Consider the following 13,841-nt stretch of genomic DNA (forward strand, 5'->3'; position numbering starts at 1 on the left):
GACACGCTCGAGCCTTTCATTCTGTGAGTCGTTTCACACACCACGCCGCGCGGGAATAGTGTGCGTGTCGTCACCGGCACCGCCCGCCACCACGCCGGGCGATGCCGGACATCGGGCACAATCGGCTCCCGGAACGAGCTGCCGGACGAAGGAACGAGGGGCATGCGCAAATCGAGGATCGTGACGCTGGCGGCACTGGTGGCACTGGCGGTGACACCGCAGGCGACCGCGGGCGCGCAACCCGGCGCGGAACAGGCCGGGCAGCCCATCTCTGTCGAAGCGCTGTCCGCCGCGGCCACCCTGCCCGGTTCGGCGCGCGCGGAGCGACTGATCTACCGCTCGACGACCGTGGGCCGGGCACCGACCACAACCAGTGCGGCGGTGTACTTCCCGCCCGGCGAGGCCCCCGAGGGCGGCTGGCCGGTGATCGCGTGGGCGCACGGCACCGTCGGCCTCGGTGACGACTGCGCCTACAGCGTGGCCGGTCCGGGCGCGGTCGAACGCGACTGGGCCTACCTCGGCACCTGGCTGAACCAGGGCTACGCGATCGTCGCCGCCGACTACGCCGGGCTCGGCGGCCCCGGCGAGCACCCGTATCTGAACGGAGTCGTGGAGGCACACAACGTGGTCGACGCGGTGCGCGCCGCCACCACGCAGTACCCGTCGCTGTCGAACAAGTGGGCCGTGGTCGGCCAGTCCCAAGGCGGCGGCGCCGCGGTGTTCACCGCCCGCTACGCCACCGAATTCGGCGGCCCCGCCCTGGACTACCGCGGCGCCGTCGGCACCGGCGTGCCCGCCTACATCGAAGACGTGCTCCAGTTCAGCGGCCCCGGCGTGCCCCCGATCGCCCTGAGCCCGCACCTGACCGCCTACGTGCTGTACATCCTCAACGGCCTGCGCACCACCTTCCCCGAACTCGGTATCGCCGATCTGCTCACCGACACCGGCCGCACCTGGACCGACCGCGCCCAAACCGCCTGCATCGGCCCCCTCGGCGAGGAACTCGACGCCGCGAACGTCTCGATCGGCAGCATGTTCGCCCGTCCGCTGTCGACGATCCCCGACGTCCACGGCCTCCTCGCGGGCTACATGGGTCTCCCCGAATCCGGCTTCGACCGCCCCGTGTTCCTCGCGCAGGGTCTGCGCGACACCGACGTCATCACCCCCGAAACCCTGCGCTACTTCGCCGTCCTGCACGCCAACGCCCAACCGGCCACCACCCGCACCTACCCCACCGACCACAGCGCCACGGTGAATGCCTCACTGGCCGACTCCCTCCCCTTCGTCGCAGCCCTGTTCGCCTGACCGGCCCGAACCGAGCAGGTCACTCGACCACAGCGTTCTCGCGCAGGGCTTGGCGGCCGTTCACGCCGAGTGCGGCCACAGACCGGGTGGGCGGGGATCATCGCGACGACGGGTCCTCGACACCGGCGCCCCACACGGATGGGGTGCCCCGGCCGTCACCGCAGATCCAGGCACCCGCCAACCGTCCGTAATCGGCGGGCAACCTGCGCGTTCTACCGTGGACCACATGCCCCCGATCGACCCGCCCGCCCACCGGTCGTGCACCGGCATCGTCCTGGCGGCGGGCGCGGGCAGCCGTTACGGCAAACCCAAGGCACTCGCCGAGGACGGCGCCTGGTTGCGCGCCGCGATCGTCGCGCTGCGCGCGGGCGGCTGCGATCCGGTGATCGTGCTGCTCGGCGCGACCGGCCCTGATCCGGCCGTGGCCGGTGTACCGGCGGACACCGAATGGCGCTGGGTCGCGGACTGGGCCACCGGGCTCGGCGCAACCGTGCGGGCGGGGCTGCGCGCGGCCGCCGAAGCGGGGACACGCTACGTCGCGTTCCGGCCGGTCGACACTCCGGATATCGGCGCCGATGTCGTCGCCGCGGTGCTCGCCGCGGCCCGTGTGAGCGAAAGCGGATTGGCACGTGCTGTGTTCCACAACACACCAGGCCATCCTGTTGTGATAGAGAACAAGCACTGGGAGGCCATTTCCGCTGTTGCCGTAGGTGATGCGGGGGCCGGTTCCTATTTGGGTGGACGACAGGATATGGTGTGCGTCACGTGCGACGGCTTGGCGACAGGGACCGATCGCGATTTCCCGGAAGTCGGCGCACGGTGATCGGAGAATTGAGATATGCGCGATATCGTCGATGACCTTCTGCGAGTGTGGCATTCGGGCCGTACGGGTGGCCTGGCCACCGTGGTCCGCACCATCGGCACCAACGCGCTGCCGATCGGATCATCGATGCTGGTAACCCCGAACGGCGGCGTCTTCGGATCCATTGCCACGGGCCGGCTCGAGGAGACCGTGTACGAAGCGGCAATGGAGGCCGCGCGCACCGGGATTCGGCAACTTCGCCGCTACAGCATGCTCACCGGAATGGAATCGACCTCCGACGACGGCACCCTCGTCGATATCTTCGTCGAACCGTTCTCCTGCCGCGATTTTCCCGAATTCCCCGCCATTGCCGCCGACATTCAGGCCCATCGCCGGGTCACCGTGTTCACCGTGGTCTGGAATCAGGATCCCGATGTGATCGGCCAGCATCTGATCACCGACCGCAAACACGCCACCGAACTCGTCGCGCTGCCCGAATCGGATCTGTTCGTGGCCTCCTACTGCCCGCCACCGCGCCTGCTGATCTTCGGCGCCAACGCCTACGCCGCCACCCTCGCCGCCCAGGCGCGAATGATCGGTTACCGGGTGAGCATCTGCGATTCGCGCCCCGAGTTCGCCGACCCGGCGTCGTTCCCCGGCGCCGAGGTGGTCGTGGACTGGCCGCACCGCTACCTCAACACCCTCTCGGCCGCCGGTGAGATCGACGACAGCACCGGCATCGTGGTGCTCGCCAACGAGCCCCGCTTCGAGATCCCGCTGCTCACCGTCGCCCTGCGGCTGCCCGAACTCGGTTATCTGGCCGCACTGGGCACCCCGGCCGATCAGGCCCGCCGCCTCGACGACCTGCGCGCGGGCGGCTTCGACGAGCCGACCCTGGCCCGGCTGCACGTGCCCGCCGGGCTGGAGGCGGGCCCGCGCTCCCCCGCCGAGACCGCCGTATTCGTCACCGCCGACTTCCTCGCCGCCCGCGCGGGCCTACGGTTGGCCGCCCGCCGTGATTACGGTTCCTCCTCGGTGGGGATGGCAATTTAAATCGCAGCCGCCGCCCCCCGCCGGGGTGAAAGTCCACACATTGGGACTCGTAACAATTTCACTCTCGGCGAGGACATAGAGTAGCGGAGGATCTGACAGCCTTATCGCCGCCGGGCGAACAATCCCGGCCGGCGAGGGGAAGCACTGCGATGACGGGGCCGACAGGGCCCGTGGACTGGAACCGACTGTTTCGATGAAGCTTTCTGCACTACGTAATGTCGCCGCGTTGCGCACCACCGCCGTGGCTCTCACCGCCGCATTGTCGGTGGCCGGGCTGGCCGGCGGCGCCTCTGCCGAGCCGGACAAGGATTCGGCGGTGACGTCGGTCGTCAAGGACGGGCGCACCTGGCATCTGAAGGTGTACTCGGAGGCGATGAAGAAAGACATCACCATCGACGTGCAGCGCCCGGTCGACGAGTCCCAGCCTGCCCCCAACTTCTACATGCTCAACGGCCTCGACGCCGGCGAGGGCACCGCCAGCTGGGCGGCCCAGACCAACGCGCTCGACTTCCTCGCCGACAAGCAGGTCAATGTGATCCAACCGATCGGCGGTCGCGGCAGCTATTACGCCGACTGGAAGCGTGAAGACCCGAAGCTGGGCCTGAACAAGTGGAAGACCTTCTTCACCGAGGAGCTGCCGCCGCTGCTCGACGAGACCCTGAACTCGACCGGTCTGAACGCACTGGCCGGGCTGTCCACCTCCGGCACCTCGGTGCTGCAGCTGGCCGAGGCCAAGCCGGGCCTGTTCAAGTCGGTCGCCGCCTACAGCGGTTGCGCGCAGATCGCCGACCCGCTGGGCAAGCAGGCCGTGAAGTTCTCCGTGGAGACCTGGGCCGGTGGCGACACCGAGAACATGTACGGCCCGGACAACGACCCGGCCTGGGCGGAGAACGACCCGGTGATCAACGCCGAGAAGCTGCGTGGCACCAACCTCTACATCTCCAGTGGTAGCGGCATGCCGTCCAACGCCGATGTCGAGTACTACCTCAACGGTGCGCCCGGCCCGATGGGCGTGGTGAACCTCGGTCTCGGTGTGGGCATCGAGGCCGCGACCAACGCTTGCAGCCAGAACCTGAAGGCCAAGCTGGACTCGCTGAACATCCCGGCGACCTACCAGTTCACCCCGATGGGCACCCACTACTGGCCCTACTGGGAGCAGGCACTGCACGAGTCGTGGCCGCTGCTCGCCGAGGGCATGGCTATCTGAGCTCCGCGCGACTGAAACGGGAGGCGTCCGCTACGGACGCCTCCCGTTTCGTTTGTCCGAGCAGTTTTATGTGGGCAGCACCTTATGTGGGCAGCACCGCGGGGCGAACCGGCACGCCGGAGCGAACGAAATAGGCGATCTGGTCGCAGATCTCGTCCACCGAGATCGCGTCGCCCGGCAGGGTGGCGTGCACCATTTCCTGGGCCAGGGAGGTCACCGCGCCGATCAGGGCGAGGGTGAACAGGTGGAAACTGCGCGAGGGCGCCTCACCCCGTTCGGCGACGCGCTGGGCTTCGCGGGTGAGCAGTGCCGAGATCGCGCGCCGCTGGGCACGCCGCCATTCCTCCACCGCCGGGCTCACCCCGACGATTTCCACATAGAACACCCGTGCCGCCCGCCGATCCCGGCAGGTCACCGAAAGAAACGCGCGGAAACTCTCCACCACGCGCACCACCAGCGGTTGTTCGCTGGTGCGGTCGAGGGCTTCGTCGAGGCAGCGCAGGGCCGCGGAATTGAGCTGGTCGACCAGTGCGATCAACAACGCTTCGCGGCTGCCGATGTCTTCGTAGAAACTGCGGGTGGACACATTCGCCGTGGCACACAGACGTTCGATCGATGTCGACGAATAGCCCTGGGTGCCGAACAGTTCCAGCGCCGCGTCGGTCAATCGGTTGCGACGTAAGGTAACTCGCTGCTGCCGCGACAATCCACCGTAACTACGCCCGCCATCTGTTTCCGTCACACGCCGCACCACCCGTGCATGCTAGCGCGCCGGTGCGCACTGTCCCGGGTGATTTGTGATCGGCGAAGGCCACCAATTCCGGTGGCGCACTGCGGATTGTCGAAGCCTATTCGGGGTCGTCGAGCGGTTCGGCCAGTGGCCAGCCACCGGCCGCCAGATGCGAAGCCACCCGTGCCACATCTTCGGCGGCCGGCTGCTGTTTGGCGAAAGCGGCAATGGCCGCTTCGATCTCGGCCTCGCTGATGGATTGCCGGTCCGGATTGGCGTCGACGAGATTCTCCGCGATCGCCACCACCTCGTAATCGGTGAGGTGACGATGCAGTACCGCGAACAACGCGACATAGTCCGACTGCGGAATTCCCTGTGGGTAACCCGCGCGCAGCCAATCGAGCACCCGCGCGAGCAGGTTGGTGCGCACCGGTGGGGTGGGGGTCGGATCAGTCATCGGGTCCTCGCTCACGATTGGCCGAACAGATGAATACCGAACTGATGGGCGATGAAGGCCTTCGCCGTGAACAAGATGCCGCTGACCACCACCGCGACGAGCAGCACCACGCACAGCACCGCACCCGAGAGCGCCAGATAGTTGCGTTCGACGCGCCCGTCGGGGTGCACGGTTTCGGCCCGCGCCCAGCAGCGCACCGCGAAGGCGAACACCGCGGGCACGCCGGCGCCGAGGATCAGCGCGGCCACCAGCACATCCCACAGTTCGCGCAGATTCAGCCACAGTGTCTGCATGTCGCGTCCTCCTATCCCTTCCGGTTCTGATCCGGCCCGGTGGAATCCGAGGGTTCCGCCGCAGCCCATTCGTCGTTGACGTTGTGGTGACCGACCGGGGTGCGCCGGGAGTACAGGTAGATACCCAGCGCGCCGCCGACCAGCACCGCGAACACCACGAGCACCCCGGCCAGCCCGCCGATCAGGTGCGCGATCGCCCAGCAGATCGCGCCGACGATGCCTGCCGCGGGCAGGGTGAGCAACCAGGCCACCACCATTCTGCCCATCACGCTCCAGCGCACCTCGGCACCTTTGCCCAGCCCGGTGCCCAGGATGGCGCCGGTGGCGGTCTGGGTGGTCGACAGCGGCAGCCCGAAGTGCGCGGAGGTGAGGATGATCGCCGCCGAGGTCGATTCGGCGGACAGGCCCTGCGGCGATTCGATCTCGACGAGCCCCTTGCCCAGGGTGCGGATGATGCGCCAACCGCCCATGTAGGTGCCCAGGGCGATCGCGACCGCACAGGAGGCCATCACCCACAGCGGCATGTGGTCGGTCGACTCGATCGACCCGTAGGCCACCAGGGCCAAGAAGATCACGCCCATCGTCTTCTGCGCGTCGTTGGTGCCGTGCGCGAGCGAGACCAGCGAGGCCGAACCGATCTGACCCCAACGGAACCCCTCGTCGGTCTTTTCGCGGTTCACCCCGCGGGTGATCCGGTACACCAGGAAGGTGCCCAATGCCCCGACCAGGGCCGCGACGACCGGCGCCAGCACCGCCGGCAACACGATCTTGACCAGCACGCCGTCGGTCCCCGACACCCAGATCACCCCGCTCCAGCCCAGCGCGGCGATGGTGGCCCCGATCAGGCCGCCGAACAGGGCGTGCGAGGAACTCGACGGCAGGCCGAGCAGCCAGGTGAGCAGATTCCACAGGATGCCGCCGACGAGCCCGGCGAACACGATCACCAGCAGATCCTGCCCGTGGACTTCGTTCAATCGCACGATGCCTTTGGCCACCGTCGCCGCCACCGCCACCGACAGAAACGCACCGACCAGGTTCAGCACACCGGCGAGGGCCACGGCGGTTTTCGGCTTCAGGGCGCCGGTGGCGATGGAGGTCGCCATGGCATTGGCGGTGTCGTGGAATCCATTGGTGAAATCGAAGGCGAGAGCTGTGACGATGACGATCAGTAGGACCACAAGTTCGGCGCTCACCCGAACAGTGTGTCGCATGCCGGCGCCGGATTGCGCAACCGTTGCGGCAAAGTTTTCCGATCAATCCTGCGGCCCGGCCGGGCGCACCCCCAATGCCCGCACCGCATCGATCGTGTCGGCCTGCGCCGGCTCCTTGTCGGGCCGGTATCGCAGCACCCGGGCAAAGCGCAACGCCACCCCGCCGGGATATCGGGTGCTGGTCTGCACACCGTCGAGCGCGATCTCGACGACCAATTCGGGGCGCAGGTAAACGGTCTGTTCGTCGCGGTGGGTTTCGTGGCGGGGGAATTCCGCGGTCTGCCAGCGCAGTAATTCGTCGGTGAGGCCCTTGAACGTTTTGCCGACCATCACCGGTTCGCCCGTGTCGGGGTCGAGTGCGCCCAGATGCAGGTTCGACAGCTTTCCGGTGCGCCTGCCGTAACCCCATTCGGCGCCGAGCACCAGCAGGTCGAGGGTGTGGGCCGGTTTGATCTTCTGCCAGGCTTTGCCTCTTCTGCCCGCGGCGTAGGGCGCGTCGAGGGATTTGACCATCACGCCCTCGTTGCCCACGGCCAGCGCGTCGTCGTAGCTCGCGGCGGCCGCCGCGGCGTCGGGGTCGAGCAGCGCTGGAATGCTGTGGCGGCCGGCCACCCGTTCGAGGGCGGCGCGGCGCACGCGCAGCGGCTCGTCGAGCAGGTCGTCGCCGTCGAGGTGCAGGCAGTCGAAGAAGTAGGGGTGCAGCAGCAGTTCGCGGGTGTCGCCGACGGTCGCGAACCGGCTCATCGTCTCCTGGAACGGGCGGGGGCGGCCGGCATCGGTAAGGGCGAGGGTCTCGCCGTCGAGAACGACGGCGGTGCAGTCGAGACCGGCGACGAGTTCGACCAGTTCGGGCACGCTCGCGGTGATGTCGCGCAGCGTGCGGGTGAACACCCACACCCGGTCGCCGTCGCGGTGTACCTGGATGCGGGCGCCGTCGAGTTTGTGTTCCACACTCACCTGCGGGCCGAGTTCGGCCAGCGCCTCGTCCAGCGACCCGCCCGGCGAGGCGAGCATCGGCGCCACCGGGCGACCGACTTCGAGCCGGAACGCGGCCAGTGCCCGCGCACCGCCGGTGACCGCCGCGGCGGCGGTGGCGGGCAGCGCACCGGAGAGCATGTGCGCCCGGCGCACCACCGCCACGGGGATGCCCGTCGCCTCGGCCAGGGCTTCGATCACGATCGCGGTGAGCGCGCCCTGGCGCAGTTCACCGGTGAGCAATCGGATCAGAAACGCCTGCTCGTCCGCGGTCGCGGCGGTGAACAACGTGGTGAGCAGCTCTCGGCGGCGCAGCGTGGAGCCCGCGCCGCTGAGGCCGGTGAGCTGGGAGAACGTGTCGTCGACCGCGTCGACCGTGAGCTGCGCCGCGGTGCTCGGTGTGGTCTGCAGACCGGCCACCGTGCGCCAGCCCGCCCCGATCCGGCCCTGCACCAGTTCCCCGGACAGCCAGGCGACGATCGTGCCGATCTCGGCCGGGTCCGCGGCAGCGAGCAACTCGGCCAGCGCGGCGATTTTCGCCTTGCGTGACCGGGTGGCCCGAACCGTCGCCGAAGCCGCGACGACATCGTTGAACAGCACCGGTCGACCGTAGCGCGCGGGTGTGACACATCGCTCAGCACACGCTGTTAAAGAATCGTTGGCAAGGTTGCGAAACCGGCCATAAACTGGTCGTATGGCCAAAACCTACGTGGGTGCGCGGCTGCGTCAATTGCGCACCGAGCGGGGGTTGAGCCAGGTCTCGCTCGCCCAGAAACTGGAGATCTCGGCCAGCTACCTCAATCAGATCGAGCACGATGTCCGTCCCCTCACCGTGCCGGTTCTGACGCGGATCAACGAGGTGTTCGGCGTGGATCCCGCCTTCTTCTCCGCCCACGACGACACCCGGCTCATCGCCGAGCTGCAAGAAGTGGTGATGGACGCCGAACTCGGCATCGAGGCCGACACCCAGGAGATCGCCGACATGGTCTCGGCGCACCCGTCGATGGCGCGCGCGCTGGTGGCCATGCACAACCGGTACCGCAACACCAGCGCCCAGCTGGCCGCCGCCACCGAGGACCGGTTCTCCGACGGCTCGGGCAGCGCCGCGATCAGCAAACCGCACGAGGAAGTGCGCGACTACTTCTATCAGCGCCAGAACTACATCCACGAACTCGACACCGCCGCCGAAGACCTCACCGCCCGCATCCGCTTCCACGGCGGCGAGGTGAGCACCGAGATCGTGCGCCTGCTGCGCGCCCACGATGTACGCATCAGCGAACGGATCGACCTCGGCGAGGGCGTGCTGCACCACTACGATCCCGAAACCAGGCAGCTCGAGATCTCCCCGCACCTGTCGGGCGGACAGCGCACCTTCAAACTGGCCGCCGAACTGGCCTACCTCGAATGCGGACCGCTGCTCGAAAAACTGGTCGAAGAGGGCAATTTCGCCTCCGACGCCTCACGCAAGCTGGCCATGCTCGGCCTGGCCAACTATTTCGCCGCTGCGACCGTGCTGCCCTATACCCACTTCCACGAAGTAGCGGAGAACTTCCGGTACGACATCGAGCGGCTGTCGGCCTTCTTCTCACAGAGTTTCGAGACCATCTGCCACCGCCTGTCGACCCTGCAACGGCCCACCCTGCGCGGGGTGCCGTTCTCCTTCGTCCGGGTGGATCGGGCGGGCAACATGTCGAAACGGCAGTCCGCCACCGGGTTTCACTTCTCCGCCAGTGGCGGCACCTGTCCGCTGTGGAACGTCTACGAGACCTTCGCCTACCCGGGCAAGATCATGACCCAGATCGCGCAGATGCCCGACGGCCGCAAATACCTCTGGGTGGCGCGCACCGTGGAACGTCGCGCCACCCGCTACGGCCAGCCCAGCAAAACCTTCGCCATCGGGCTGGGCTGCGAGCTACGCCACGCGGGTCGCGTGGTCTACGCCGAGGGCATCGACCTCGGTGAAGCCAATGCCACCCCGATCGGCGCGGGGTGCCGCGTGTGTGTGCGCGCCAACTGCCCCCAGCGGGCCTTCCCACCGCTGGGCAAGGCGCTCGACATCAGCGAACACCGCAGCTCGGTCTCGCCCTACCTGATCAAATAGCGACCTCAGAACGCCTCCTCCGGGATCGCCATGATGTCGTTGTCGAGGTCGGCCAGGATGTCGCGGGTGGCCGACAATTCCGGCAGCACGTTCTTGGCGAAGAAGCTCGCGACCGCGACTTTGCCCTGATAGAAGGGCCGCTCCTTGGGCGCGGCGTCACTGTTGAGAGCGGCGGCGGCCACCTCGGCCTGGGCGAGCAGCCGCCAGCCGATGAGCAGGTCGCCCACCGACATCAGGAACCGGACCGAGCCCAGCCCCACCTTGTACAGCTCGGCGGGATCCTGCTGCCCGGCCATCGCGTAGCCGGTGAGCGTGGCGGCCATCGCGCCCACATCGGCCTGGGCGGTGCGCAGCAGGGTGCGTTCGGTGGCCAGGCGCCCGGACTCATTGTCCAGGAAGGCGGTGATCTGCGCGTTCACATGACCCATCGCGGCGCCACCATCGCGAATGATCTTGCGGAAGAAGAAGTCCTGGGCCTGGATGGCGGTGGTGCCCTCGTACAGCGAGTCGATCTTGGCGTCGCGAATGTACTGCTCGATCGGGTAGTCCTGCAGGTACCCCGAACCACCGAAGGTCTGCAGTGATTCGGTGAGCAACTGGTAGGCGCGTTCGGAGCCCACACCCTTGACGATCGGCAACAGCAGATCGTCGACACGGTGCGCCATTTCCGGATCGGCCCCCGAGACCAGTTGCGCCACGTCGTTGTTCTGATGTGCGGCGGTGTAGAGGTACACCGCGCGCAAGCCCTCCGCATAAGCCTTCTGCATGGCCAGCGAACGACGCACATCCGGGTGATGGGTGATGGTCACCCGCGGTGCCGCCTTGTTCGACATCTGCGTGAGATCGGCGCCCTGCACGCGCGTTTTGGCGTATTCCAGCGCGTTCAGATACCCGGTCGACAGCGTGCCCGAGGACTTCACCCCCACCGTCATCCGCGCGTTCTCGATCACCTTGAACATCTGCGCGATCCCGTTGTGCACGTCACCGACGAGCCACCCCTTCGCAGGGACCTCCGTACCGCCGAAGGTCAGTTCGCAGGTCGGCGAGGATTTGATGCCCATCTTGTGCTCGAGGCCGGTCACGTACACGCCGTTGCGGTCGCCGAGCTCCATCGTGTCGGGATCGAACAGGAACTTCGGTACGTAGAACAGCGACAGCCCCTTGGTGCCGGGTCCGGCGCCGACAGGACGGGCCAGCACCAGGTGGAAGACGTTCTCGGTCACCTCACCGGCGTCACCGCCGGAGATGAAGCGCTTCACTCCCTCGATGTGCCACGACCCGTCGGGCTGCTCGATCGCCTTGGTCCGCCCCGCGCCCACATCCGAACCGGCGTCGGGCTCGGTGAGCACCATGGTCCCCTGCCAGCCGCGTTCGAACCCGCCACGCGCCCAGCGCTTCTGCTCCTCGGAGCCCACCTCGTAGAGCACCGACCCCATCAGCGGGCCCATGTTGAAGAAGCTCGCCGACGGGTTTGCGCAGATGATGAGCTCGTTGATAGCCCACAGCAGCACATTCGGCGCGGGGGTGCCGTCCATGCCCTCGGGCATGCCCAGGCGGTACCAGCCCGCTTCGTGCACCGCGGCGATCGTCTTGCGCAACGGTTCGGGCACGGAGATGTCGAAGGTGTCGGGGTTGTAGACCACCGGGTGCCGGTCGGCCTCGGCGAAGGTTTCCGCGATCGGGCCTTCGGCCAGGCGTTTCACCTCGTCGAGGAGCTGGCACACCGTGTCGGAGTCCAGGTCGCCGTAGGCGCCGGTATCGAGGAGCTTGTCGAGCCCCAGCACCTCGAACAGATTGAATTCGATGTCACGCACGTTCGCCTTGTAGTGCCCCACTGGGGTCCTCCTCGACTGACCACACACGGCCCGAGCGCCGCGTGATTCGGCTGTTCGACGTCGTACGGATCGCCAGCGTGCCGTACCGGCCGCCGGCTACGCAACCGTAGGCAACCCGGGGAGGTCAGCACCCGTCCTGGAACGGCCAGCACTGCGGCGGCTGCTGACCGGCCTGCGCGGGCGCGTGCGTGGTGGACTGCGCGGGCGCGCGGGGGCCGGTCTGCGCGGGCGCGCGGGTGGTGGACTGCGTGGTCTCCGATACCGTCCGCGACGGCGTCGGCGACTCGCGCAGCAGGGCCAGCACCACCACCACGAATACGATCAGCACCCCCAGCAGTGCCACCGCGAACACCACCAGCCCCGCGAGCTTGCCGCGTGCGCTCGGTTCCACCGGCGGCGCCTTTACCGGCTCGACGAACCGGCGGACCGGCGGCGGGGCGGGCGCGGGCCGGTTGGGGGCGAACCCGTCGGCACCGAGTTCGGCCCGCGAGGGCGCGAGATCGGCCAGACCGAAGGCCGTGCAGGCGTTGCGCACCCGCTCCACGGTCCAGTCGCGCGGCCCGGCGGAGAAGTTCTCCAGGTAGACCCGCAGCTCATGGGCATCGACAGTATTGGCGATGAGCACATCGAGGCCCGGCCGCAACGCGGTGCGCGCGGGCCGCACCACCACGCCTCGGTACGGCACCAGTACCACCGCGCCGCACACGTGCCTGCTGTCCTGCAGCGCCCGTTCCAGCGCGACCCGCACCGCGTGCACACCGTGCTCGACCCGGTCGGTCAACCCGCTCGACGGCTCGGTGTCCAGGTCGAGCGGGCTGTCGCTGATCGTCCAAGCGCCGGACCGGCCGAGCCCGAGCAATCCGCTCTGCCTGCGCCGGAACCCTTTCACCTCGACCACCGTGATCCCCCGTGGTGTCACGATCACCGCGCCCAGGCGGCGATCACCCACCCGGCAATCGATCAGTGCGAGCCCCGTACTCGGGTAGGCGCGCAGGCATTCGACGAACTCGCGCTCGGCGCCGGTGAGCTCCGCCCCCGGCCTGATCCGAACCAGCATTCCGATGTTCCCCTACCAGTGCTGCGACATCACCGCCGCTGCGCGCTGCGGTTCCCACCGATCATGACGCGCAACTGTTCCGAAAACCACTGGAAACAAAGAAAATCAGCACGAACTCCGGAGTCGTCACCGTCGGCCCGTACCGGCTAGTACGCTCCGAAAAGCCCGGGCAACGTCGAGACGACAGGTGGACATCAGATGGCTGCAACGCCCCTACCACGCATTTCACCCGGGCGGTTCGCCGAACTCGGGCCGATCAACTGGGTTGTGTGGCAGGTTCTTTCCCGCGCGGCGGGTACCGGCGACGCTCAGCTGTTCAGCACGCTGGGGCGCACCCGCGGCCTGTTTCGCGGCTGGCTGCATTTCTCCGGCAAGCTGATGCCGGGTGGCCGACTGCCCCGCGCCGAGGCCGAGTTGGTGATCCTGCGGGTGGCTCAGCTGCGAGCGTGCGACTACGAGACCGATCATCATCGCCGTCTCGGCCGTAAGGCCGGATTGACCGCCCTCGATCTCGACCGGGTCGGCGCCGGCCCCGAGGCCGAGGGGTGGACGCCGCGGCAGCGGGCGCTGCTCACCGTCACCGACCAGTTGGTGCAGACCCGCGATGTCGACGATGCCGCCTGGGCGGAGCTGGCCGCGCACTACGACGAGCGGTCACTGATCGAGATCGTGCTGCTGATCAACCAGTACGAGGGTCTGGCGGCCACCATCACCACATTGCGGGTCGAACGCGACACCTTCGGGAAGTGACCCAGATCATAGGGCGCGCGGGCGCGTGACTCCGGAAAGTTAAGGCGTACAAAGTACGGAGTTCA

The 13,841-nt window shown here is 67.9% G+C and carries 13 protein-coding genes; 6 read left to right on the forward strand and 7 right to left on the reverse strand.

Going from position 1 to position 13,841, the window contains the following annotated elements; translation table 11 throughout:
• The first annotated feature begins 162 nt into the window (after positions 1-162).
• From ACFO5K_RS17540 to ACFO5K_RS17555, 4 genes are all read left to right on the forward strand, one after another.
• On the forward strand, positions 163-1,305 hold the full coding sequence (locus tag ACFO5K_RS17540; protein ID WP_378563348.1) for an alpha/beta hydrolase family protein: 1,143 nt from the start codon (positions 163-165) through the stop codon (positions 1,303-1,305).
• A 226-nt stretch (positions 1,306-1,531) separates the two neighbouring features.
• Positions 1,532-2,128, forward strand: coding sequence for a nucleotidyltransferase family protein (locus ACFO5K_RS17545; RefSeq protein WP_378563351.1), 597 nt, complete (start codon positions 1,532-1,534; stop codon positions 2,126-2,128).
• Between the two features lie 15 nt (positions 2,129-2,143).
• Positions 2,144-3,160: an XdhC family protein gene (locus tag ACFO5K_RS17550; protein ID WP_378563354.1), complete on the forward strand. Its 1,017-nt coding sequence runs from the start codon at positions 2,144-2,146 to the stop codon at positions 3,158-3,160.
• A 193-nt stretch (positions 3,161-3,353) separates the two neighbouring features.
• Positions 3,354-4,367, forward strand: coding sequence for an alpha/beta hydrolase (locus ACFO5K_RS17555; RefSeq protein WP_378563357.1), 1,014 nt, complete (start codon positions 3,354-3,356; stop codon positions 4,365-4,367).
• An 82-nt stretch (positions 4,368-4,449) separates the two neighbouring features.
• On the opposite strand, the gene ACFO5K_RS17560 is transcribed toward ACFO5K_RS17555, so the two are convergent.
• The 5 genes from ACFO5K_RS17560 to ACFO5K_RS17580 form a co-directional block, all read right to left on the reverse strand.
• Positions 4,450-5,034, reverse strand: a complete 585-nt coding sequence (locus ACFO5K_RS17560; protein ID WP_378563360.1) for a TetR/AcrR family transcriptional regulator — start codon at positions 5,032-5,034, stop codon at positions 4,450-4,452.
• Between the two features lie 181 nt (positions 5,035-5,215).
• On the reverse strand, positions 5,216-5,554 hold the full coding sequence (locus ACFO5K_RS17565) for a DUF3349 domain-containing protein (RefSeq protein ID WP_378563363.1): 339 nt from the start codon (positions 5,552-5,554) through the stop codon (positions 5,216-5,218).
• A gap of 11 nt (positions 5,555-5,565) precedes the next feature.
• Positions 5,566-5,847 (reverse strand): hypothetical protein, encoded by a 282-nt coding sequence (locus tag ACFO5K_RS17570; RefSeq protein WP_378563366.1) that lies wholly within the window; start codon positions 5,845-5,847, stop codon positions 5,566-5,568.
• 11 nt (positions 5,848-5,858) lie between these two features.
• Positions 5,859-7,040, reverse strand: coding sequence for an inorganic phosphate transporter (locus ACFO5K_RS17575; protein ID WP_378563369.1), 1,182 nt, complete (start codon positions 7,038-7,040; stop codon positions 5,859-5,861).
• 60 nt (positions 7,041-7,100) lie between these two features.
• Entirely contained in the window at positions 7,101-8,633 is a 1,533-nt protein-coding gene (locus tag ACFO5K_RS17580) for an ATP-dependent DNA ligase (protein ID WP_378563372.1), read from the reverse strand.
• 94 nt (positions 8,634-8,727) lie between these two features.
• On the opposite strand from ACFO5K_RS17580, the gene ramB reads away from it, so the two are divergent.
• Complete coding sequence (ramB, locus tag ACFO5K_RS17585; protein WP_378563375.1) at positions 8,728-10,134, forward strand: acetate metabolism transcriptional regulator RamB; 1,407 nt, start codon at positions 8,728-8,730, stop codon at positions 10,132-10,134.
• A gap of 5 nt (positions 10,135-10,139) precedes the next feature.
• Here the strand turns inward: ramB and ACFO5K_RS17590 are convergent, their stop codons facing one another.
• On the reverse strand, positions 10,140-11,969 hold the full coding sequence (locus ACFO5K_RS17590; RefSeq protein ID WP_378563378.1) for an acyl-CoA dehydrogenase: 1,830 nt from the start codon (positions 11,967-11,969) through the stop codon (positions 10,140-10,142).
• A gap of 124 nt (positions 11,970-12,093) precedes the next feature.
• Positions 12,094-13,026, reverse strand: coding sequence for an NERD domain-containing protein (locus ACFO5K_RS17595; RefSeq protein WP_378563381.1), 933 nt, complete (start codon positions 13,024-13,026; stop codon positions 12,094-12,096).
• Positions 13,027-13,224: 198 nt separating this feature from the next.
• On the opposite strand from ACFO5K_RS17595, the gene ACFO5K_RS17600 reads away from it, so the two are divergent.
• Positions 13,225-13,776, forward strand: coding sequence for a carboxymuconolactone decarboxylase family protein (locus ACFO5K_RS17600; RefSeq protein WP_378563384.1), 552 nt, complete (start codon positions 13,225-13,227; stop codon positions 13,774-13,776).
• Positions 13,777-13,841 lie beyond the last annotated feature (65 nt).

This window comes from Nocardia halotolerans, assembly GCF_042650145.1.
GTDB classification, from domain to species: Bacteria; Actinomycetota; Actinomycetes; order Mycobacteriales; family Mycobacteriaceae; genus Nocardia; species Nocardia halotolerans.